The organism is Paraburkholderia sp. PGU19 (genome assembly GCF_013426915.1).
Classification (GTDB): Bacteria; Pseudomonadota; Gammaproteobacteria; order Burkholderiales; family Burkholderiaceae; genus Paraburkholderia.
The window spans coordinates 1,090,185-1,112,517 of record NZ_AP023182.1; the positions used below are offsets into that span (position 1 = coordinate 1,090,185).

Below are 22,333 nucleotides of genomic sequence, written 5' to 3' on the forward strand. Positions count from 1 at the left end.
TCACGCAATCCCGCCGTTTCCCGTTGTGATCCGTACTGGGCGGCACAACGTTCGCGCGGATCGTCCTTACAGGAGTTTTCATCATGCTGACCCCGGAACAGGTAGCAGCAACGCGGAAGGCCAACCTCGACATCCTGTTCGGCCTGGGCAACAAGGTCGTCGAAGGCGTTGAGAAACTGGCTGAACTGAACATGCAGGTGACCCGCTCGACGCTGGCGGATTCGTTTGATCTGGCGCAGAAGGCACTATCCGTGAAGGAATCGCGGGACCGGCTCGCGTTGCAGGACAGCCTCGCCGCGCCGACGGCAGAAAAGGTGCAAAGCTACAACCGGCAACTGTTCGACATCATGTTGTCGACCCAGGCCGAATTCGCGAAAGTCGCGCAGACGCAATGCGAAGCGTACGTCCGCCAGATGCAGTCGGTAGTGGAGGATGTCGCAAAAAACGCGCCGGCTGGCTCGGAGGCGGCCGTCGCCGCGCTGGACTCAGCGATCAAGGCGGCCCAAACGCTGGTCGAAACCGTACAGAGAACCGGCCAGCAGGCGGTCGAAGTCGCCAGAAGCAACCTTGACATGGCTGCGGCGGCCGCATCAGGGGACACCAAGCGTGGGAGCGAACCGGTATCCCAGGCCGCAAAGCGATAGCCCCCTGGGAATCCGGTTCTGAGCATATGATGGCAGGGATGGTCCATATTAAGGACTCCTTCATAAGCGGACCACGACCGTCGTGGCAAGCTGACCGGGCGGAGTGATCTGATCGTCACCCGACGCATCGAGAGGCCGTCAAGCGGTCCGTGTCAGGCGTTAGCCGCCGAACCGCACTCGAAAGCACGCGCGCATCGACGACCAGATCAGGTCATAGCACATTGCAGGAGGTGAGGATGGATGAAGCCTGGCTAGGCACCGCCCTAGGTTCGGCCGTCCTGCTGTTCGCGGCCATCTTTGTGTTCGGCCACTATCGACGCGAACATCGGCGGACGCAGTTGCTCCGGCAACTGGAATCCGTTGTCTGGCGCCAGCACATGAATTGATGTTACGCATGACGTGCCTGGACCTGACGGGCGCTGCAGGTGACGCTGGATGAGGGGCACACACCATCTACAGGTCCGACTTCCCGCACGTGCTTCACGACCAGGAACGTCGTGTGGAAAGGACTGGCGGGCAGAACAACAAGCAAGGGGCCAAGAACACATGAACCATGCTGATCAGGCCGTACGGCACCTGGTGCACATCCGCTCCATGATCCTGCGACTCGAGCGTCTGCTTCACGACGACGATACCGGGGAGGCGAGTCCCGTCACGTCGCCGGATTACTGGCGTTCGCGGATCACTGTGCTCCTGGCGACGAACCTGCTGCCGGCCCTTGAGGCGAAGGCCCGCGTGCTGCTTGCCCGGCTGGACACGCTCAGCGCGGCGTCGCACAGCCGCACGCAGCAACATCCACATTGGACATCGAAATACAGATCGACGTCCCTCGGAGCAGGGTAGACAGGCACAGACCTACGGCCGTCACGCATCGGACTGCGCACCATCGGCGAAGAAAGTGGTGACCAGGAAAGCCGCGGTGAAAAAGCCCGTCGTGAAGAAGGCAGTTGCTAAAGAGGCAACATCGAGTCCGGCACCAGCGCAGGGTATCGAGGCGACGCCAGCGGACTCCTGATCCGGCAACCGGACGGCCGGTTGATGGCAGGTCGGGTGAATGATGCGCCGCTCGTCTGGCTCAAGCCGGACGAGTGAGACAAGAAATTCGTGACGTTGCGCGCTCCCGCGGTAGGTCATGGTGAAGCCGCATCCTCGATCGAGCCCGCTTCGCAGAATGGACCTTGTGGGCGGGCCGATTCTGGCCAAAGAGATAGCCGACCAACGCTGAAACAAAGTGCTCGTGCAGCCCATGGTGTCGTACATGTGGTACAGATCGAAGCTGGGGCGCGGAAGCTGCCTTCAGGCGTTGCTATGGGTTCGCTCCCGCAGAGTTCTGCACCGGTGATGCTTCGGCACCTCTATATCGACAACGAACATATAGCGGGGCTCGCGGCAATACACTGTTGGCATCACAGGGCTTGACATTCAATACCCCATAGAAGAGCGATTTCGACTTCTTCGCCACGCCATCTTGCTCGAGCGCGACGGCAACGCGCCGATGCCGGACACTGTCCTGCGTGAAATCAACGAACGTCGGACGTGGCGTGCTGCGCAAAGGACTGCCTACGAGTGAACGGAGCAATTCATCACCATGCAACGCGTTCTGATCATCAGCGGAATACTCCTGATTGCCGCAGGTCTCGGCTGGCGGTGGCTGTCCCGGCTGCCGCTCGGCCGCCTGCCCGGCGACATCAACATCGTGCGGCCGGGGTTCAGCTTCCATCTTCCGATCGTGACGTGCATCGTCATTTCAGTCGTTTTGTCGATCCTGCTCTGGCTGTTCAGGCGATGAGCCCGGGACGCCCGTTCACGAGTAAACGGCCACAGCCGGGCGAATTGACGCAAGCGATCTGCGGCCGTTTTGGCTAGCCGACTCACTGGCGGGAAGGCTTCAGCCGGTCGCCGCGCCAGTTCCACCCGCCTCTGCCTCCTTCCTCTCGAGGCGCAGATACATATCGGCCGCCACCAGCCCGAACACGATATGGCAGATGAAGCTCACCGACCCGCGGGCCTCCGCGAACCACGGGAAAACGGCGGTCATGCCGTAGAAATTGACCAGGTACACGGCCACGCCGAACAGCCCGCCGGCGAGCGACGCTATTCCGACGCTCGAATCGAGGCTGAACGGTGCCATGATCACCGCGAGGATGACGGCGAAAATGATCGCCAGCACGAAGTGGACGATCAACGCGGCCAGTATGATGCTGGCGTCGAACGTCGCGGGCTGTATCAGCGCATCGCGGCCAAGGACGATCGCTGCGATCATCCGTGGCGGCCCCCACGGGCTCTGCCCGATCGCCCACATCGCGAGGAGTTCGAGCACGAGGAACACCGCGCCTGCCACGCAGCCGCCGATCACCGCTGCGCGCCAGTCCGGCATGCGGCGTGCAAAATGGTGCGAATGCATGTGAAGTTCCATGATGACCTCCTTGAGCGCGGCAGATTCGCACCGCTCTCGCTAGCCATTTTAGGCAAACCTGCAAAAACGTGGGACGGCGCTCCCGATCGCCAGCCGGCGGGAGCCGCTCTGTCACGTTACATGCGCGCAGTGGACTGAGCGTGGCCAGGTCGATCTGCAAATCGTTCGGTGGGAGAAGCTGCCGTGCCCGAGCGCCTCCTCGCGTGCGCGCCGGATTCAGCGTCTGGGCCCCTTCATGACTTCGGTTTCCGTTGCGGCATTGCGCTCCTCGCTTGCCTCGATGGAGTCCATGCTCTCTTCGACTGAAGCTGATGCGCGCTCCGTGATTGCCCGGGCGTCGTCGACGGACTCGTCGGATCCTTCGTCGTCGCTGCCTGGAGGAGCCAACATGTCGTGAAGCATGGCTGCCAGCTCTGGCGTGTCCCACGGCATACCGTGCTGCATTTTCTTCTTTATGTAGTGCCTGACTTCCGCGTCCTGCTCCGCAGTCAACGGGAGACTGCGAAAAGTACTTTGAGGGGTGGCGTCGGCCATGATTCTGCTCCGTTGTTTCTCCCATCTCGAGTGTAGCGCTGCTGTGATCAAGTGTCCTTAACGATCAGACCGCATTGACCATGCCGGCTCCTGACGCGTGCCGGATAAAGCCTGGAGATCGAAGCCCATGGGGATGCGGGGCGACATCAGGCAGCTTGAGGTCAGGGCGGCGGCCGGGAGACAGGGCTTCGCGAAAAATGGTTAAACGCCCGTTAGCATGACTAACGCTTTCCACGACTAAAATATAAACAGGATTCGAATCTGACGAGAGGCATCCATGAGGCTGTGCATCACGATTTTTGCCGTGGCGCGCTACCCGCGAGAACAGAAGGTCGCGCCCGTCGCCCGTTGGCTGGATACGCATCCGCTTCGCGAATGGATGCGTCATAAGATCTGACCGGCGTCGCAAGGATCGAGGCTTGCGGATGCCTCAATTTTCCCTTCATATTTTATAAGATGTTTAATGGAAACGGAGAATCTATCCACGTTTAAAGGGGGATGCCAGGGAACTTCACATGCATTCGCATCACTTTGCTAGCCGCATGCCTGACTGGCGCGCCGCCGCAATAAGCGGTTGTATTGCGGGCCTGGTCTTCCTGCTGCTCGAACTTTTTACCATGTCTATCCTAGGGCAGAGCCCTTGGGGAGCGCCGCGGATAATTGTAGCGATCGCGTTGAGTCGCGACGTGCTGTCGCTACCGGCGACGTTCGGCTTCGGCATGATCTTCGTGGGGCTGATCGTTCACTTCGTGCTGTCGGTCATTTTCGTGCTCGTTCTGGCGGTAATCATCGCTCCGTTCAGCCTTGACTCGAGCATGGGGTTCGCCTCGCTAGCGGGTGCGGTCTTCGGCGTCGCCTTATATCTGGTCAACTTCTATGGCATGAGCCATCTAGTCCCATGGCTCGCAGACGCCCGTAGTTGGGCGAGTTTCGTGTCCCATATCGTGTTTGGGCTCGTCGCGGCTGATACCTACTTATGGCTTGAGACGAAGGAGGAAGCGGGCGTCAGCGGGGGAGGCGCAAATAGTTGAGCTTGTGTCCCCCTCGGGCCCTGCGGCCCCCAAGCCTGAGGTGCAACTCGCCGCCCCCGACATCAATCAGTGAACCGACCGACGTCACCGTCATCCCGACGCCGGGGTGCGATCTCTCCACTCCCCATAGCGGCGAATGTTCCCGCCGCCGGCACACGCCACGGTTTCCTCCCCTGATGCTCGTACGACGCTTGCCCGCATGCTTCTGTGGCACGCGCCAACGCGCATGATCCGCCAGTTCGAAGCAGACCGCGCCGGCCGACGGCATCACGATCGTCATGGAGCCGATCAATACGCGCGACACATTCCGGGCTTCTCTCTGAACCGCCACGACGACACGCAAGTGATCTGCGGGGAGGTCGGCGGGCCGAACCTGCAGGTGCAGCTCGATTGCTACCACTGCCACATCGTCGAAGGCGATCTCGCGGTGAAGCTGAAGTGCGACATGCCGCGCATCGGCCACATCCAGATCGCGGGCGTGCCCGAGCGGCACGAGTCGGACATTGGCGAACTAAACTATCCGGATCTGTTCGATCTGATCGACGCGCGCGGCCGCGAAGGCTGGATCGGCTGCGAATACCGGCCGCGCGCGGGAACGTCGGCGGGGCTCGGCTGGGTGAAGCCGTACCTGCGCCGCAATGTCTGACTGATTCTGTCTGAACGGAACGAAGGACATCATGAAAGTACTGGTTACCGGTGGCGCCGGATTTCTCGGCCAGCGTCTCGCGCGTGCACTGCTCACACGCGGCGCACTGACGAGCGCCGACGGCAAGCGTTAGCCGATCACCGAGCTCGTGCTGCTCGACGTCGAGCGTCCCGCTGATTTCGGCGACAGCCGTGTGCGCACGGAAGTGGGCGACATCGCGGAGCGCAGCGTGCTCGAGCGCCTGATCGACGACAAGACCGACGCGATCTTCCATCTCGCTGCGATCGTCAGCGGCTAGGCGGAAGCGGATTTCGATCTGGGCATGCGCATCAATCTCGATGCGTCGCGGCTGTTGCTCGAAACGTGCCGGCAGCGTGGGCACCGGCCGCGCGTCGTATTCACGAGCTCGGTCGCCGTGTACGGCGGCGATCTGCCCGACGTCGTGCAGAACGACACCGCGCTGAATCCGCAATCGTCGTATGGCACGCAAAAGGCCATTGTGGAGCTGCTGCTGAACGACTATACGCGGCGCGGGTTCGTCGGCGGCCGCGTGCTGCGGCTGCCGACGATCAGCGTGCGGCCCGGCAAGCCGAACGCCGCCGCGTCGTCGTTTGCGAGCGGCATCATCCGCGGGCCGTTGAACGGCGAAGAGGCGATCTGTCCGGTGACGGGCAGCACGCGCCTGTGGCTGCTGTCGCCGCGCAAGGCGATCGAGTGCCTGATCGCCGGCTGCGAGCTCGATGCGGCCGCACTTGGCAACCAGCGCGTGGTGAATCTGCCCGGTATCTCGGTCAGCGTGGACGAGATGATTGCCGCGCTGCGCGAGGTGGCGGGCGAGCGCGTCGTGGAGCGTATCGAATGGAAGCCGGATCCGCGCGTCGAGTCGATCGTCGGCAGTTGGCCTGTGCGGTGGGACACGTCGCGCGCGGAGCACCTCGGGCTCTCCGGCGATCATACGTTTGCAGCCGTGATCTGCAATTACATCGAAGACGAGAACGTGCACGTCGTCTGATAACCCGGCGCCGAACCACACCGCATGCCGGCCCGCGCAATCCGCGTGCGCCTCATTCTTGCGCCCGAATGGTGATGCGCGATGCCCTCGGCTCCAGCAATCAACGTCGCACCGCACATCCCCATTTCGCGGGCGAGATGGACAAGCCAGTCGCGAACGGGCTTGCCGTGGTGACGACGGTCCTGCCGGGTGAAAAACGGAACACATCGTCGGGAGAAAAACATGCCCAAACGTAAGCCGGGCAAAAAGATAGCGGTCTGGAGGTCGGATGCAAAGGGAACGGGCGGCGAGGTGCCGCCTCACATACAGGCCAAGCGTGCCAGGTATGCGGCCAAACTAGTACAACATCCCGCAAATATCTTGAATAATTAAACGATTTGGCTATTATGCCGGGATGAGTCGAGGCCGTCACGCAACGTCAGTGAAGCTGACGAAGAAAGAAAAAGAGAAACTCCTGTCGCTGATCGCACAGAAGACGGCCCCGCAGCGGGATGTGATGCGGGCTCGGATTGCGTTGTGGGCACATGAGGGACACTCGAATACCGTGATTGCGCGAGAGCTCGGTGTATCGGTGCAGACGGTCAGCACGTGGCGCAAGCGCATTGCGCGGCAAGGCGCACAGGGCATTCGAGAAGGTGAGCGCAGTGGCCGTCCGCCGCGCATTGCGCAGGAAACACGACTGCAATTGATTGCGTTGGCATGCGAGGCGCAGGAACCGCAGGGGCGGGTCACGCCGACGCTCGACGAGATTGTGGCGCGCGCAATCGAGCGCGGCATCGTCGAACAGATCAGCCGTAGCCATGTTCAGCGGATCTTGCAGGCCGGCGACGTGCGCCCGCACCGGGTCCAGCAATGGCTACACAGTCCCGACCCCGCCTTTCGGGAGAAGGTCAATGTGATTTGCAAGCTGTATCGCAAGGCGCCCAAAAGCGCGGTGGTGCTCAGCATCGACGAGAAGACCGGAATTCAGGCCATCGAGCGCAAGCATTCGGGGCGTGCGCCGGCGCCGGGACGGTTGCGTCGTCGGGAGTTTGAATATATCCGCCATGGCACCCAGGCGTTGATTGCCGCGCTGGATGTGCATACCGGAAAGGTGCTGGCAGAGTGCCGCGAGCGGCGTACCCAGGACGATCTGGTAGCCTTCATGGAGCGCGTGGCTGCTGCGTACCCGGGCAAGCAGGTGCACGTGGTTTGGGACAACCTGAACACGCATCGCGCCCAGGCCGTCTGGCAGGCGTTCAATGCGCGACACGGCAGGCGGTTTCACTTCCACTTCACGCCGTTGCACGCGAGTTGGGTCAATCAGATCGAACTATGGTTTGCGCGCTACACGCGCCGGGTATTGCGCCATGCCAGCCATACCAGCACCGCGCACCTGCGCGAGCGCACCGGGCAGTTTGTCCGTGAGCATAATCAGGCAGCGCGGCCCTTCAAATGGAGTTTCCGGGGCTATCCGCTACAAACCGGCGCAACGTAATCGAGGGGACCGACGTGCCAGCCATACCCACCAAACATTACGCGGCCGAACTTCAGCGTCAACTACGCACCTTGCTCGGCCATGAGCAAATCGTTACGCAAGCCTACGGGCATCACCTGCTGATCAAACGTCTGGACGATGAGGAACCCACTGTTGTGGCGCGCCTCACCGGGCTCGGCCGCAATCGTTATGGCGCCGCCTTCCGTACCCACAACGGACGATGGGAACCGCTGCCCGGAACCGGTTCGCTCGAGGAGATGGCCGACGTCGTCGTCACGCTCCTGCACCCGTATTTACAGCCAGATAATTATTAAAGCCAATTACGGGATGTTGTACTAGTAGCCGAGGCGAGGCGCAAGGCAGAGACACAGCGCCAGCAGGCGCCTGGCAGATGAGCGCAAGCGGGAGAAGCACCAGAAGGCAGCGGAAGGCAGCGGAAGGTGAGGAGAAGCCGGGCGGCGGGACTGCGACGCGCCACAATAGCGCCCCGGCAGTTACGTCGGGCGCAGGCGGCAGAGCAGCAGCGGCGGGCGTCGTATCAGAGAGCATGTCACGAGGCGCGCGCTAAGGGACCCACCCCTGTCAGTTACGAGGAATTCAAGCAACAGGGCTGGGTGTACGAGACTCCGGCGATGCGAGAGGCAGCGCTACGCAGGACTGTTGCGCCTGTCGAGCGCTGGGAGCCTGCAAACGGTGGGTGCTGGTGGGGCCGATTTCGAGTAGTGAGGGGTCGAGCATGGCCACGTGCCGAGGCCTCATCCTTCATGGATGGCTGCTATTGCGCAGTGCGTGATAGTGCGCGCGGGCACCGTCCGTGTCCTGCGGCATCGATGCAATGAAGTCCTTCACCTCCTGCCACAGGTCCGGTTCGAGATAGCGAGTGATGCGCGGCACGGCTTTCGGGGTGCACTGGCGCGAGAGTGCGAGCGGATTGCCGGCCAGATAGCCGGCCTGCACCAGCCACGAGAACAGTACATTGAGGATCACGCTCGCCTGGCGGATGCTCACGGGCGAGAGTAGGCCGTAAAACTGGGACCAGGCGCATCGCCGCGCGGATGCTTGCGCCCGCCGCCCGCGACCCACGTTGCAGCTGGCTGCGGATCGGCGAGGAAGGCGTGGTAGCGCAGACAGTCCTCGTGCGTCAGTGACGACAGTGGTTTGCCCAGTTGCAGAGCCTGTTTGGTCATCGCCCAACTTTGGGGACGGGTATCGGCCGCCGCAGCGGTGCGCAAGCCATTCCTTCGAAAGATCCGGCTCCATGCGAAGAAAACCCACTTTCGCGGGCACCTCGAGCAGCTTCGGAGTATCGCGATCAGCTTCTCCCGGGTCGACGATCGTCGCGCCGAGCCAGACGGTGTCCGGCAAAATGTTGTGACGGTCTGCAGCCATGCCAGCGGCCCACATCGCCTGCTGCCCCATCACCCATGCGTTTCCAATGCGCTTCGTCAGCAGCCGCCAGTCGAGATTCGGGGTCTCGCCGATTAGCCGGAACAGATCCGCGCGCCACATCTGATCGACAGGGTTGTTGAACACGTCTGCCAGTGATGCGCCGAAGACGCGCTGACGTCGACCATGCTTCGCGAAGAACGCATCGTGACGGTTGCTCCATGTACGCGGTTGCTTCCACGTGCTGTCGGCGGTGCGGCGGCGAACTTCGCCAGGTCCTCATGTAATGCCCAGCATACTTGATGGAGTGCCGACAGCTGCGTAACAGTGGTCACAGCCAGAAGCGACTCGCGCCCATCCAATACCACGGATCGACCGTGTGGTCCGTCCACTCGATTTTGCTGTTTTCGCTCATACTTAAAATACTCCACGTGGAAGTAGGAATGCATCATGTCGTCGCCGATGTACCGCGAGATTGATGCGCCGCCGTATCGACTGGTCATCAACGTTCAACCAAAGTATCGAACTGGATCGCCGGGCCAGATCGAGGGATACGTTGCTCGATGTACTGTCACGAGGCTCGACGGATCGCCGGTCTATCAAGGCGATCTCCAATACCAAATTTTCGACGGCGAAATCTTCATTGATCTCGAATCGGCAATACGCAATGGGGAGCAGCGGGCGCGAGATGCTATCAATACGGGCTTCCCGCACTAGAGCGGCGATCACCACGCGGCTCCTTTCTCTGAGGATGCCGCGAGAGCGGCCACGACGTCTTGTGCATTGCCCGCGTGCTAGTATTTAGACGAGGCAACGCATGATTGAGGTGGTCGAAATGCGACTGATTCACGTACCCCATCGGCGTCCCGTCGACGACGCAATTCAGTGCAAGCGACAAATTCTCCTTGCCACAATCTTCGGAATATTGTTCGTGATTGCCTTGTGGAAGCTCGCCGTATTGCTTGGCGCATTTCCTCATTGATTAGCCAGCCCTCTCTGCGGATGCAACGATCGCGGCCATATACCCAGCCGCAAATCCATCTGGGTTGGGGCGGTATCCGAACTTGCGAATAAGGTTTTGCTGCCACGTCCATGCGAGAACCCAGGGATCATTCGGGCCTGTCAGCGGCGCATCCTTCGCCATCGCGCTGTCAGTCCATGAAGACGAAGCCAAAACCCAAGCACCGCTGTCCGATTGCTTCGTCCCGCTCGTTGTCCAGTCGAATCGACGGGCATCGGACGCGCTGTCATGGGCATGGGCGCCTAGCTTGGAGAGAACATCGGACGATCTCGTCGGTTGCCGATTTCCCGCGCGCCTGCTCGTACGCTTCCGGCGCTTCCTTGACGTGGCTGGACAGATACCCGAAATAGAACTCGCGGACGCCGCTCACGATAGACAGCGCCAGTTGCCCCGCCGCTCCAGCATCAACGGCTGGCGCGGAAGGGGTTGCGCTGGCGATCTGTGCGCGAAGTGCGCCGATCACCATTTGCTGGTGGTTAGAGGTCCAACAGAATCGGATCTACAAAATCGCTCAGGGCAGGGAGCAGGTGAGTGCCGATAACCAATGCGACGCCGACAGCGATCCCGAGCAACGGCTCCGCGACGAACCCGCCACGCTGCCAGCCCGCCATATTGGACAGACACACAGCAGTCACGGTCGACGGGACTGCGAGTAATGCGGTTGCGGTTGCGCTTTCTACGCCGAAATACAACAGTTTACGATCTGTACGAGGCCGCATACCCTCTCGTCTGCGTACCGTCTTCGATATCGGCGGCGGTTGCCGCACCGCGGACTCTGACGTTTGCCAGCCCCATGACGTCCTTCATATGGACGGACCTCCCGGCGGCGATCTGGCTGCGGTAGCCGCCTTTCCGTTTCCACCCGACAGATGTCGTCGTGTTGCAGCGCTGACCTTTGCGGGCATTGCTCAAAGCATATGGCCGTCGCACGTTCCAATCGTTGCGATCCGGCATGGCGTATGCACTCTCAAGATGCTGGAAAAGCACCTATGTCAATACGCTCATCGCGACAGACCACGTACTGGCAGTCGTCACGGTGAGTGCGTGCGATACAGCGATACCAGGCCTACGCTTCCCGTTCGCGCGGCCGGACCGCGGCAGGGCTTCGACGACACGATCGAAACCATCATGGAGATCTTTGAGCAAGCGGAGTTCGCCACCTTCTCGTCGTCGAAGACGGGAAGCTGCAAGGCATCGTGTCTGATCGCGATCTGCTGCGCGCGCTGAGCCTGTTTGTCGGCACTATAGCGGAAACTCACCGCGATGTATTGATGTTGAGCAAGCGGGTGCGCCAGATCATGACCCGCAAGCCGATAACGCTACAGCCCGACGCCGACGTGACGGAGGCGATCCAGTTGTTGCTCACCCATCCGATCTCTTGCGTCCCGATCGTCGACACTGGATCTCGCCCGGTGGGCATTGTCAGCTGGCGACGCGACCGAACTCACGATCATTCGCTTTACTGCTGCGGGCATGCTACGTATCCGCCGAGAATGCACATGAACCCATGCGAAGCTTGCGAGGCCTTGGCCGGACGGCCGTCCTCTGGCCCGCCTCACGGTGATCTGAGTGCGGCGGGTTCGTGGATCTTCGGATCGCCGACGGAGCCTTCGAAGCACTACGACGAGTACAGGTGCACGGTGTGCGGCAACTGGTTGAATCGAACACCCCTCTCGGTAGACCGCACGGCATCTGGTCAATTCAGGGCCAGGTAGCGGGGGCCGCGACGTAGGTGCACGCAGTCACAATCGCTCAGCGTAGCCCGTGCTGACGGCCACCTCACTACTCGGATGATGGCCCTTGCAGCACCCGATCCGGCTTGCGTCTCCCGAAACAGGCGTACAACCGACGTCATTTGTGTCGTACGCTTCGAGATATGGGATGGAATCCAATAACTGCGGTCGACCCAGACGGGAGGATTTCCGGACTTGATCAGTGTGAAGTGAGCATGGTTGATCTCAATGATCGTCTGGGTTCTTTCCAAACTGGGAGGCTGATATGGAAGACCTTATATTCACCAGCGATACGCACATTGCGCGTGTTCACGTCATGAAAACGGAAGCCGGCCTGTATCGCGGATACGTGTATCTGCGTCGCACCGGTGACACCCAACAGGGAGAACAGCCTTATCAGACCGACCTTGATCGAGAGCGGCAAGATCAGGCAGGAGACGACGCCAAGGAATTGGCGTTCAAACTGCTGAACGAATACGAGTTCTGACGCTATTCAATTGATCGATGTGCAAACAATCTGGCGCCTGGCCCTTTACTGTATACCCGTTGACATTCCCACCTGAACAGCATATCCCGACGCGGACGTGTCACGATTGAATGCTATAACGGCAGCGGCATTCGCCAGCGACCAATTGACGCATCATGTTGCCGTCCCCTTTCGATTGTTTGGAATCAGGCTTGACGGAGCGGAAACTGAATTTGCGGTTTGAAGAAAATGTAACGCAGCATCGTGATGGTAGGAATCGTGCGAATCGGATTAATTTCCTTTTAAAGATCGCGTTCTTTTGGCCGATAAGAGTATTAGTAGCATTTGCTCTATTTCCCGCGTTATCGCTGCACGGTTTTTAATCATAACGACGTCAATAACAAAGAGGGCCGGTCGTGCAATTTCTGAAAAATCTGAAGGTAGTTACCCAGCTCGTACTGGGATTTGCCGCTGTTATCGTTCTGATGATCGGGCTCGGTGTCTTCTGCCTGTTCGAGGTCAGCGGTGAAAACGTCCGTGTCACTGAGTTTCGCGACAACTGGTTGCCAAGTGTGCGCAGCAGCCTGCAGATGCAGGCCGGACTACGCCAGACACGAATCAATGAATACCGTGCAGCCAGCAGCCGGACTCCGGCGGCAAGCCAGGAGGCTGAGGTCCGGATTGACGCTGGCATAGCAGAATACAGCAGGGCTGCCGCAGAATATGAAAAGCTCATCACTGAGCCGGAGGAGAAGACCGCCTATGCCGACATCCAGACACTGATGCCACAGTATCTCGACCTTGATCGACAGGTGCGAGCGCTGGCCAAAGAGGGCAAGGCGACGGAAGCGATGGACCTGCTCACTGGTAAGTCGTCTAATGTTCGCGACGCCCTCGAAAAGGACGTCAAGACGATCGTGGCCGTCAATGTGGCGGGGGCTGCGCGCGAAGGTGAAGCAGCGAACATCGCGTACTCGCGGACCATTGCTCTCGTGATCGGATTGATCATCGCGGCAGCGATGGTGGCGCTCGGCGTGGCGCTGCTCATTGCACGCGGTGTGGCGAAACAGCTCGGTGGCGAGCCTCGGGATGCAGCAACTCTCGCCAGCCAGATTGCGGCCGGCAATCTGCGCATCGGGGTTCCGTTGAAGGTGGGCGACCGCTCCAGCCTGATGTTCTCGCTGGGAACCATGAAAGACCAGCTGACTGCCATCGTGCAGGGGATCAAGGCGTCCAGCGAGTCGATCTCAGTTGCGGCGGGCGAAATCGCCCAGGGCAACACCGATCTGTCGCAGCGCACGGAGGAACAGGCAGCGTCCCTTGAGGAAACCGCATCGAGCATGCAGGAGTTGACCGCCACGGTCCGCCAGAACGCCGACAATGCGAAGCAGGCGACCATGCTCGCAACCACTGCGTCGGGAATTGCACAACGTGGTGGCGAGGTGGTCGGACGTGTGGTCGAAACAATGCACGGTATTTCGGACAGCTCCACCAGGGTCGCCGAGATCATCAGCGTGATCGAGGGAATTGCCTTTCAGACTAACATCCTCGCGCTGAACGCCGCTGTCGAGGCAGCTCGCGCGGGCGAACAGGGGCGCGGATTTGCGGTGGTGGCGGGTGAAGTTCGCACACTCGCCCAGCGCAGCGCCACGGCGGCCAGGGAGATCAAGGAGCTGATTGGCGAATCGGTCGCCCGCGTCGATGCAGGCTCGCGGCTTGTTGAAGAGGCGGGTGGCACGATCAGCGAAGTTGTTCAGTCGGTGAAGCGCGTGACCGACATCATGGGCGAAATCTCGTCTGCATCCGAAGAACAAAGCACCGGCATCGAGCAGATCAATCAGGCTGTCACCCAGATGGACGAGGTCACCCAGCAGAACGCCGCCCTGGTCGAAGAAGCCTCGGCTGCGGCGCAGTCGATGGCCCGACAGGCGCAGGCACTCCGTGAAGCAGTTGCGGTTTTCAAGGTTGGCGACGCCGGAGTGGCGGGCAAATCGTCCGCAATGGTACCAGGTCGGGCGGCCGCCGGAGCGCGCGTGGTGAAGCCTGCGAAACCGATGCAGGCACCGCGCGTGCAGCGCACCGCGGCAGAGCCGGCTGGGACCCGCGCAGCTCAGGCCGCAGCAGAACCCGAATGGGAAACGTTCTGACATTCGCCGCGTGTACTGACTTGACGGGCAGTCAGTACACCCCGTGGCGGGAGCGCGCCGAAAACTGGCAGAAGCGGCGCACGACCGTCTGCAACGGGGTCGCTTGCTGTCCTCCCAGCTGGAGCAAAACTGCCGGGAGGCGGGTCAGCGGACTAAAAACCACTGGCGTGCGACACAAACACAACTCGACAGGTAAACCTCGACGCGGTTGTCCTCGATGAACGCGGGCGGCTTGAACTTCGCGCCTGAAAAAGGCGTCGTTCCGGGCGCCTGCGGCTGCATCATCTGCTGGTGTTGCGAATTCGTGAGTCACGCTGACAACCGTTTCCCGTCTCACTGGGACTCATGCAATACGGCGCAAATCCAGACAACCTGGCGCTCACGACGGATCAGCGGCGGCATCGTTGGTCGATCGACGCCGCCAATGACTTACAACAGGACCGCTTGTCGTAAAAGTTCCAGGGCTTTCAATTCGTCCAGTTGACCCGTGCGTGCCTTACCTGCCAGCGTCTTGATCAATGCTTCTGCGATCGGTGCAATACCGTGAAGATTGTCCAGGCTGGTCACGGAAGCGAAGGGGAGTGGAGCCGGATTTTGCTGCGGAGTTGCGGAGATGGGCAACGACTCAGGAATCGACTCAGAGGGTGGAGATGTGGCTACCGGGACCTCTTCATCATTTTCTTCGGATGCACGGCTGGCAAGGTCGTCGGGGAAATCATTTACATGAGCTCGCGGGCTGACGACGATCGTCTTCTTGTCTTCCGCGACGTCCGGCGAAACAGGTGAGGGGCTTTCTGAATCATCCAAGACAGTCGCACGCTCGCGCCTCGTGCGCACCTTCCCGACGGCGAGTTTCCCTTGTACGCCATCGTTCGTTGCTGGCGCAGGCGGCTCGTGTTGTTGAACGGATGCGCGACCGCGCGGAGCAGGCGCAAGCATGTGCGACACCGACTCTGGAATCTCGGCTTCGGAGTGCGGCGTGTCCAGCCAGCCAACCGGCAAACCCAGTCGCTCCGTGAACCGGTTTGCTTCGACACTGTCCATGCGCTTCTTGCCATGTAGCCGATCGGCTATGTTGAATCCACTCATCTCCATGACCACGCCAAGTCTTACTTTCGATCCGTTGCGACTCGTGAGAACGTGGAGGTTAGCGCGTCGGATGTTTTCTACCTCGGCGCTGTCGCCCAACGCCAGCGGTTGCTGTCGGGGCGCTTTAGGAGACGTCCTGTCTTTCGAAGGCGAAGCTTTGAGCGGCGCACGCAGTTTGGGCTGTTCGGGCATTTCGCTTCGACTGTTCCTGACGGCTCTGGGCGAGCCGCCAACTACTTTCTTTGGCATGTGCGCTTCCTCGGACAAACTATCTTCAGGAACTGGTTGCTGGTCGACGGTCCTGGCAGGAGCCGGCTCAAGTGCTTCGGAACCTGCGTCGAATCTTTCATCGATCTGAACGAAGTCGAGCGGTGACTTCAGACGAGCGATGGTCTCGTCCGCGAGCGCAGGATTGGGCTGGTCAAAAAAGCCATGAGGTAACCCAAGCGTGGTTTCCATGTGAAAGGCAGTCTCGGGTGTGAACCTCTCGCCTTTCATCAGTTCGGCCACGCGCGTCATGTTCGATTCGAGTGCTATGGCGATATTCTCTGCGCCTACCGCATCGACCAGAAACTGAAACGATCGTGTTTTGAAGATGGAGGCAATCTGGGCGGAGTCGCGGGGAGGCGCCTTCACATACGGTGGTCCCTACCGTTGGGGCGGAGATTTTTTCTCGTGGTGATGTTGGCGTTGGCCGTCGCGCCGGGATCCCGCATATCGCCCGCGGGCTTGACTCATAAAATACGGCTCCATGCGATGTGGATATTCTGGGTATCCTGATTATAGACGAGGCGATGTCGTCAAAAACGCCTTGCCTGGCAGTCGGCAGTGCATGCGGTGCCTTTCGGTCATCCTGGGACGCAATGTGGGGCAGGTTCGAGGAATAAACGCCGCGGGACTTTCACCCGATGTGTAACACGTCTCAGACGATCGGGACGACTACGCCAGGGACGGACCGGATTCTGTCCAGTTCGCTGGACGCGGGGTCGCCTGGCTGGCGCAGCGCATTGCAGTTCACGCCTGTGCGTTCCGCGTAGACTGTCGGTTCATCTGCTCCCGAACTGCAAATGGCCCGTTTGATAAGACCGACACCTGAACAGCAGGCGATCGTCGATGCTGTCGCCGGTGGCGGCAATCTCAAGATCAAAGCGTACGCGGGTGCGGGCAAGACCTCGACGCTACGGCTTGTCGCAAACCGTCTCGCCCATCTGCGTGGCATCTATCTGGCGTTTAACCGCGAGATCGCAGAGCACGCGCGGCGCGGCTTTCCGCCCAACGTGATGGCCGGAACCGTTCACTCGCTGGCCTACCGGTCGGTGTCGCCCGCGCTTGCCGCGCGGGTGAGCCACCCCGCGGAGCCGCCTCACGAGCTTGCCGCTCGCTATGGTCTCGGTCCAGTAAAGGTGCCCCTCGTGACAGGAAAGACCGTCGAACTCACACCGTTCGAGCTCGGTCGCATGATTGTCGATGGACTGGGCAGGTTCTGCCGCTCGGCTGACGACGCGCCGAAAGCTATCCATGTTTCCGTCGACGAGAAGATCGACGATAAAGCCGCCGACTGGCTGCGGGAAGGACTGAGCCCCCATGTTGCGCGTCTGTGGAGTGAGAGCACGGACCCGCGTGGCCGCAGCGCCATCATTCCCGACATCTATCTGAAGGTCTGGGCGCAAGGGCACCCGCGCATCGAATCCGACTTCATCCTCTTCGACGAGGCGCAGGACAGCGATGGCGTGATGCTGTGGCTTCTGAACCGGCAGCCACATGCCCAGATCGTCTACGTGGGTGACCCGTACCAGCAGATATACGAATGGCGTGGCGCAGTGAACGCCATGGCGCAGATCGATGCCCCCCAGCACGCGCTGACCGAGTCCTTCCGTTTCGGTCACACGTTCGCCACGCTCGCCAGCCGGCTACTCGGGCTGCTGGGCGAGCAGACAGCCGTTCGCGGCCAGGGCACGATCGGCTCGATCATCGTCGAAGACCCGATGGTCGCTCCACCCGTTGATGCCATCCTTTGCCGCAAGAATGTGTCAGCCATCTGGTATCTGGCCGCAGGCGTGGAGGCGGGCCACCGACCGTCGATCCGCATGAGTCCCGCCGAAATTGTTGCGTATGCAGATGGGGCAGACAGACTGCTCGAGGGGCGGCGTGCCTACAGACCTGCAGCCTTTTCGCTGTTTGAGACGTGGAAGGATGCACAGACTTTCGCTCGCAGCGCGGCCGGCGCCGATCTGCTTCCCGTCGTGCGGATTGTCGATGAATTCGGAACCGGCTATCTGCGCTCGCTGGCGCAACGGATTACGCCTGAAGCGCAGGCCGATTACGTGATCTCCACGGTGCACCGCGCCAAGGGCCTCGAATGGAAGCGGGTGAAAGTCATCAACGATTTCCTGTTCAAGTACGTCGAGGGTCGCCTGACTGTGGAGGAGGATGAACTGCGGCTGCTCTACGTCGCGTTCACACGCGCCCAGCACGTGCTGGACGTATCGGACCTTCGCGATGCGCTCATGCGTTTGTTCAGATCATGAATCTGATCGGTCGCGGAAGAATTGGATGAGAAGGATGTTCAGATCGTCGGCCGCGATTCGTCGAAGTGCAGCGATGCTCAGAAGAGGGATGGCTGTTCAGCGGGAGCAACGTCGGACCGGACTGCGCTTTTCCGGGCGATTGCCCGGGCCTCGGCGCAGGACGCACAGCGCTGCTGGAGAGCGAAAACGGTTCTTCCTCAAGCCGGCGACCGAGCACTTCCCGACTGAAGATGACGTCGGGAGAAAGGCGAACGAACGGCGAGGGGGCTTCCGTTGGCATCGGGTTTGAATACGGCGTCGAAATGATCCGCTGAGGGCTTCGATCGTTATGATTGTACCGGGGCCGCGAGAAAAGCCCTTGCAGGCTCGACCGCGGGACGTCAGCAACTGGTTACGTTGAGCACCCTGTTACGGCGCACCTTTGGGATTACCGCGACGGTGACGCAATGGTCGTGGTCGACTCTCTTTCGAATTAATAGGCGCCTGCTAATCTGTTCATACGGCAAGCAGATTCATTCTATGAGGCAGCACGACCGGTGTGTCAAGGAATGCCTTAAAACATGCACTCAAATGATTTTTGCGCGACACCACCTGGCTTGGCACATTTCAAAGGCGGGCAGGCACATGTCACTCGTCCGTGTGCCCAGATCGATAAAAGGTGAGGACTTCCAGGAGTCGCGCCGCGCCTAACCTTTCGAGAAGCAAATGGATCGAACCCTAAGACACTTACCGGCATTCTCCTGTGGGGCACGCCGCGTCGGTTCGGGGCGACCGATTGCGATCCGCCTCGGCCTCATAGTCGGCACCACTGGATTTTCTTCGTCATCGAACTCGATTCATGAAACGTCTCCATCGCTCATCGCTTCTGATAGGTGCCAATGAGTTCGGCGTGGGCTAGTACGTGCCCCTTCATGGCCTTTTCAAGCGCCGCCTTGCTGGGGTTTTTCAAATCGGGCAGTACAGTGTCGAGCGCATACAGCTTGTGGAAATAGCGGTGGCGTCCCACGGGCGGACACGGGCCGTCGTAAGCAGCACGCTTGAAGTCATTGATACCTTCGAGCGTACCGCCCGGCAGAGCCTGCGCAGTAGCGCCATCGGGCAGCCCGGTTGCCGTCGGCGGATGTTGTAGAGCACCCAATGTACCCAGGTCGTTTTCGGCGCGGCCGGGTCCGGCGCGTCAGGGTCGTCGACAATCAGCGCCAGGCTTTTTGCGTTCACGGGCACGCCGGACCAAGTGAGCGGCGGGGATACATCGGCGCCCTCGCAGGTATGCTGCACGGGAATCTCGCCGCTCTGTCGGAAGGCTTGCGACGTTAGCGCGAGGGTCATGGTGCGCTCCTCGGCGTGGCAACCGTTTGATACGGTCTTTTCAATGTGCGATGCGGCATCAATGTTTATGCCGGTGCAGCCAACCCATATGGTGCGAATCAAGCCACTGGGCCATCCCCTCTTCTGGGTGATCGCGCCTGTACCGTTGCGCCACCATGAACCCTGCGACCAACAAGACCGCCAAGCCGACAACGAAGTAGATCACGGACTGTGTCATGGCAGCCTCCTTATTGGGTCGCGACCATGCTTATATTCTAGGTCAGCGCTTACCGAAGTGGCGTGCGACGAGCGCACGTATCCGCTGATTGAACGACAGCTTGCCGGGCGGACGCGACGTTCGAATGACCGCGTGACCGCGTCGGCGACTGGCCCGAAACTGGCCGAACCCAGTCCCACGGCGCACTTCGGAAATCGCCCCCGCTTGCGACCTGCCGCGACCAGAGGCCCCACCCTTGACGCGATTGGCGGCTATCGGCCTATCATAGGCAACCGCCCACTACCACCCTGCTCAGACGGAAGGGCCGAGCGCCGATCCACGATCTTTCGCCGGAAAAGACGCGGTCTGAATTCTGCTCGCAGGATATTTCGCGAAAGGACTTTGATCATGGATGACATCTCTCCGCAAGCCTTCATAGATGCCATAAGCGGATATCAGAAGACCGCTGCGGTGAAAGCTGCAGTAGCGCTCGATCTGTTCACCGCGATCGAGAATGAAAATGGCGAGCTCTCGCGCATAACGAGCCGCGTGCAGGCCTCCGAGCGCGGTGTGCGCATGCTGTGCGATTACCTGACCGTGCACGGGTTTCTGCAGAAAGAGACGGGATGCTATCGATTGACACCCTCGACCTCCGCGTTCCTTGCGACTTCCTCTCCGGGCTGGATGGGGAGCATCGTCGATTTTCTTGCGGCCCCTGAAATGATGGCCCTGTGGCTGGACGATCCGGTTGCGTTCGTTCGCAACGGCGGGTCCGTAGGGCTGGGCAACATGGCCCCAGACCATCCCGTCTGGGTGAAATTCGCGCGCGCGATGGTGCCTTTTGTCGCGCCAACCGCACAGAACATAGCTCAACAAGTGGGCACATGGCCGCAAGCACCGAAGCGCGTGCTCGATATTGCCGCCGGGCACGGGATATTCGGAATCGCGATCGCCAAGGCCGTCCCCGGCGCAGAAGTCGTGGCGACCGACTGGCAAGCGGTACTGGAGGTCGCGAAGGAAAATGCTGCGGCGGCTGGCGTGAGCGCGCGCCATCACACGATCGCGGGCAGCGCGTTTGAAGTCGAATGGGGAACGAATTTCGATCTCGCGCTGATCACGAATTTCCTGCACCACTTCGATCGGCCAACCTGCGTAGAACTGCTTTCGAAGGCACGCAGGAGCCTCAGCCCCGGAGGGCGAGTACTCGCGGTGGATTTCGTTCCTAATGAGGATCGCGTGTCGCCACCGTTCGCCGCTGCGTTCTCCTTCGTGATGCTTGCGTCCACACCACGAGGTGACGCGTACACTGTGCGCGAGTTCGAGGAGATGGGCAGCGAAGCAGGGTTTTCAACGGTAAGCGTAGCGCCGCTACCCCCTTCGCCGGAAAGTCTCATCACATTCGAGTAGCACGCTGCCTGGCTCTGCGCGATGCACAGGCGGCGCTGTCTGTGCCGCCGCTCACGGCAGCTTGCGGGGCAACCATGTTTTCAACTGGGTGCTGCTGACCACCTGCTGTGTGTTATGACCGGCAGTACCCGACCCTTCTCCGACATTCATTGGTATGTCGACTGGACGGCCGAAATCGGTGTAGCAGGGGATGCTGGAATGAAGTAGCGCCCCAGGCGTCGTGCGTTCCATTACCTACCTGCGGGCCTGACCAATACAGGTTTGGCCAGCTCGTTTGCGTTACGCCGCCCGGGACGAGTCCGCCTCCGCTGCCTGCCGACGACCGGGCTTCAGCGTGGAGCGCTAACCGTCGCGCCATCAAACGTCCTGGTTGTACGGGCGCCAGGCCCTATCTAGCGTGGCGCTATGTATTGCACTGCGACGCTGTGCGATCGACAGTAATGAAATCATCTAGCCGGCCCGGCAGCCCGGAAGCACGACGGCATTCAGAGATGAATCCGCCTCCGCATCAAGGCTGATGTCGAGAGCGAGCGGCCCCTGCCTGCCGACGGACTCCGGCGTGGAGCGCCGACCGTCGCCATCAAACGTCCTGGTTGTCGGCCCCCCAGGCCGGGCGGTCGTGTGCCGCGCTACCTGGCGCGGCGCTGTGCATTGCACTGCGCCGCGGTGCAATGTTCGGGAAGTGGTGGTCAATCAGTTCCCGTCCTCTGCCTCCAGCTGGCGCACCGCGCCGATCGTCTGACAAGGAAGGTGCTGATTTAGGCCTTCTGCAGTATTTCCATCGCGCGATCGGCATCGCTTAGCGAGTCGAGTGCCATATAGGCACCGAACTCGGTCCCGAGTACGGTCGCCGTGACGCCGCGGAGGTTGAGCCCTCCTTCGGCAAGCTTCTGGGTCAGCTCGGCGATAACGCCTGGGCGGTCTTTGCCCGTCACTCGCACAGCGCGAAGGCTTGGCGTGACGTTGAAACCGGCCTGGGCGGCCGCCCGGGTTTCGCGGTCGCCTTGCAACGGCGCTACGAACACGATCCCCTCACCCCGCCTTCCCGTGTTCGGCGGGCGACGACTAATTTCAGATCGGCGCCGGCGTCGCGCAGGACGCTCAGCACTTGGGCAAGGCTCCCCGGCTGGTCCGGGATCGTCGCAGCCCAGACGTCGACACGTTCCACTTGCAAATCCATGGCGCCCTCTCTCGGCTGTCGCACCCGATTAAAAATCTAGATCACAGTCGGTCCTCGAGCAAGGCGAGTCACGCATGCCCACGGCACGAGC

17 protein-coding genes and 8 pseudogenes are annotated in these 22,333 nt (G+C 60.8%); 15 read left to right on the top strand and 10 right to left on the bottom strand.

Annotation, left to right across the window (positions count from 1 at the left end; translation table 11 throughout):
• Positions 1-83 precede the first annotated feature (83 nt).
• The 3 genes from phaP to H1204_RS45410 all read left to right on the top strand — a co-directional run bounded on the left by phaP (position 84) and on the right by H1204_RS45410 (position 1,487).
• Positions 84-644, top strand: a complete 561-nt coding sequence (phaP, locus tag H1204_RS45400; protein WP_180735486.1) for a TIGR01841 family phasin — start codon at positions 84-86, stop codon at positions 642-644.
• A 236-nt stretch (positions 645-880) separates the two neighbouring features.
• Positions 881-1,030 carry a hypothetical protein gene (locus H1204_RS45405; protein ID WP_167449616.1) on the top strand — a complete coding sequence of 50 codons (150 nt, stop codon included), beginning with the start codon at positions 881-883 and terminating at the stop codon, positions 1,028-1,030.
• A gap of 160 nt (positions 1,031-1,190) precedes the next feature.
• On the top strand, positions 1,191-1,487 hold the full coding sequence (locus tag H1204_RS45410) for a hypothetical protein (protein WP_180735487.1): 297 nt from the start codon (positions 1,191-1,193) through the stop codon (positions 1,485-1,487).
• Positions 1,488-1,508: 21 nt separating this feature from the next.
• On the opposite strand, the gene H1204_RS45415 is transcribed toward H1204_RS45410, so the two are convergent.
• Positions 1,509-1,904 (bottom strand): hypothetical protein, encoded by a 396-nt coding sequence (locus tag H1204_RS45415; RefSeq protein WP_180735488.1) that lies wholly within the window; start codon positions 1,902-1,904, stop codon positions 1,509-1,511.
• Positions 1,905-2,232: 328 nt separating this feature from the next.
• Here H1204_RS45415 and H1204_RS45420 point away from each other — a divergent pair, with 328 nt between their 5' ends.
• Positions 2,233-2,433 carry a DUF2905 domain-containing protein gene (locus tag H1204_RS45420; RefSeq protein WP_180735489.1) on the top strand — a complete coding sequence of 67 codons (201 nt, stop codon included), beginning with the start codon at positions 2,233-2,235 and terminating at the stop codon, positions 2,431-2,433.
• Between the two features lie 99 nt (positions 2,434-2,532).
• Here H1204_RS45420 and H1204_RS45425 read toward each other — a convergent pair whose 3' ends face one another.
• Together H1204_RS45425 and H1204_RS45430 are read right to left on the bottom strand one after the other, a co-directional pair.
• On the bottom strand, positions 2,533-3,060 hold the full coding sequence (locus H1204_RS45425) for a hypothetical protein (RefSeq protein WP_180735490.1): 528 nt from the start codon (positions 3,058-3,060) through the stop codon (positions 2,533-2,535).
• A gap of 216 nt (positions 3,061-3,276) precedes the next feature.
• Entirely contained in the window at positions 3,277-3,594 is a 318-nt protein-coding gene (locus H1204_RS45430) for a hypothetical protein (protein WP_180735491.1), read from the bottom strand.
• 515 nt (positions 3,595-4,109) lie between these two features.
• Here H1204_RS45430 and H1204_RS45435 point away from each other — a divergent pair.
• The 3 genes and pseudogenes from H1204_RS45435 to denD all read left to right on the top strand — a co-directional run bounded on the left by H1204_RS45435 (position 4,110) and on the right by denD (position 6,283).
• Entirely contained in the window at positions 4,110-4,625 is a 516-nt protein-coding gene (locus H1204_RS45435) for a hypothetical protein (RefSeq protein WP_243469023.1), read from the top strand.
• A gap of 233 nt (positions 4,626-4,858) precedes the next feature.
• Positions 4,859-5,271, top strand: a pseudogene (locus H1204_RS45440) (TIM barrel protein); the annotation flags it as partial.
• A 31-nt stretch (positions 5,272-5,302) separates the two neighbouring features.
• Positions 5,303-6,283 (top strand): annotated as a pseudogene (gene denD, locus H1204_RS45445) (D-erythronate dehydrogenase).
• 68 nt (positions 6,284-6,351) lie between these two features.
• Here denD and H1204_RS52215 read toward each other — a convergent pair.
• Positions 6,352-6,507 (bottom strand): annotated as a pseudogene (locus H1204_RS52215) (DUF190 domain-containing protein); the annotation flags it as partial.
• A 170-nt stretch (positions 6,508-6,677) separates the two neighbouring features.
• Between H1204_RS52215 and H1204_RS45455 the strand changes: the two are divergent.
• A complete protein-coding gene (locus H1204_RS45455; protein ID WP_180735493.1) occupies positions 6,678-7,760 on the top strand; it encodes an IS630 family transposase in 1,083 nt (360 codons plus the stop codon).
• Between the two features lie 14 nt (positions 7,761-7,774).
• Entirely contained in the window at positions 7,775-8,074 is a 300-nt protein-coding gene (locus H1204_RS45460; RefSeq protein WP_180735494.1) for a hypothetical protein, read from the top strand.
• A 466-nt stretch (positions 8,075-8,540) separates the two neighbouring features.
• Here H1204_RS45460 and H1204_RS45465 read toward each other — a convergent pair.
• A pseudogene (locus tag H1204_RS45465) lies at positions 8,541-8,932 on the bottom strand (integrase); the annotation flags it as partial.
• A 130-nt stretch (positions 8,933-9,062) separates the two neighbouring features.
• A pseudogene (locus H1204_RS52220) lies at positions 9,063-9,350 on the bottom strand (DUF5131 family protein); the annotation flags it as partial.
• A 246-nt stretch (positions 9,351-9,596) separates the two neighbouring features.
• Between H1204_RS52220 and H1204_RS45475 the strand changes: the two are divergent.
• The 4 genes and pseudogenes from H1204_RS45475 (at position 9,597) to H1204_RS45490 (ending at position 14,513) form a co-directional block, all read left to right on the top strand.
• Positions 9,597-9,863: a hypothetical protein gene (locus H1204_RS45475; protein WP_180735495.1), complete on the top strand. Its 267-nt coding sequence runs from the start codon at positions 9,597-9,599 to the stop codon at positions 9,861-9,863.
• A gap of 1,420 nt (positions 9,864-11,283) precedes the next feature.
• Positions 11,284-11,600: pseudogene (locus H1204_RS52230) on the top strand (CBS domain-containing protein); the annotation flags it as partial.
• 565 nt (positions 11,601-12,165) lie between these two features.
• Positions 12,166-12,387 (top strand): hypothetical protein, encoded by a 222-nt coding sequence (locus H1204_RS45485; protein WP_180735496.1) that lies wholly within the window; start codon positions 12,166-12,168, stop codon positions 12,385-12,387.
• Between the two features lie 395 nt (positions 12,388-12,782).
• Positions 12,783-14,513 carry a methyl-accepting chemotaxis protein gene (locus tag H1204_RS45490; protein ID WP_180735497.1) on the top strand — a complete coding sequence of 577 codons (1,731 nt, stop codon included), beginning with the start codon at positions 12,783-12,785 and terminating at the stop codon, positions 14,511-14,513.
• A 429-nt stretch (positions 14,514-14,942) separates the two neighbouring features.
• Here H1204_RS45490 and H1204_RS45495 read toward each other — a convergent pair whose 3' ends face one another.
• Positions 14,943-16,238, bottom strand: coding sequence for a hypothetical protein (locus tag H1204_RS45495; RefSeq protein ID WP_180735498.1), 1,296 nt, complete (start codon positions 16,236-16,238; stop codon positions 14,943-14,945).
• A 431-nt stretch (positions 16,239-16,669) separates the two neighbouring features.
• Here H1204_RS45495 and H1204_RS45500 point away from each other — a divergent pair, with 431 nt between their 5' ends.
• Positions 16,670-18,130 carry a UvrD-helicase domain-containing protein gene (locus tag H1204_RS45500; RefSeq protein ID WP_180735499.1) on the top strand — a complete coding sequence of 487 codons (1,461 nt, stop codon included), beginning with the start codon at positions 16,670-16,672 and terminating at the stop codon, positions 18,128-18,130.
• A gap of 856 nt (positions 18,131-18,986) precedes the next feature.
• On the opposite strand, the pseudogene H1204_RS45505 reads toward H1204_RS45500, so the two are convergent.
• Positions 18,987-19,459 (bottom strand): annotated as a pseudogene (locus H1204_RS45505) (YbhB/YbcL family Raf kinase inhibitor-like protein).
• Positions 19,460-19,517: 58 nt separating this feature from the next.
• Positions 19,518-19,676, bottom strand: coding sequence for a hypothetical protein (locus H1204_RS45510; RefSeq protein WP_180735500.1), 159 nt, complete (start codon positions 19,674-19,676; stop codon positions 19,518-19,520).
• 387 nt (positions 19,677-20,063) lie between these two features.
• Between H1204_RS45510 and H1204_RS45515 the strand changes: the two genes are divergently transcribed.
• On the top strand, positions 20,064-21,062 hold the full coding sequence (locus H1204_RS45515; protein WP_180735501.1) for a methyltransferase: 999 nt from the start codon (positions 20,064-20,066) through the stop codon (positions 21,060-21,062).
• A 758-nt stretch (positions 21,063-21,820) separates the two neighbouring features.
• Here H1204_RS45515 and H1204_RS53150 read toward each other — a convergent pair.
• Positions 21,821-22,242, bottom strand: a pseudogene (locus H1204_RS53150) (ACT domain-containing protein).
• Positions 22,243-22,333: the final 91 nt, after the last annotated feature.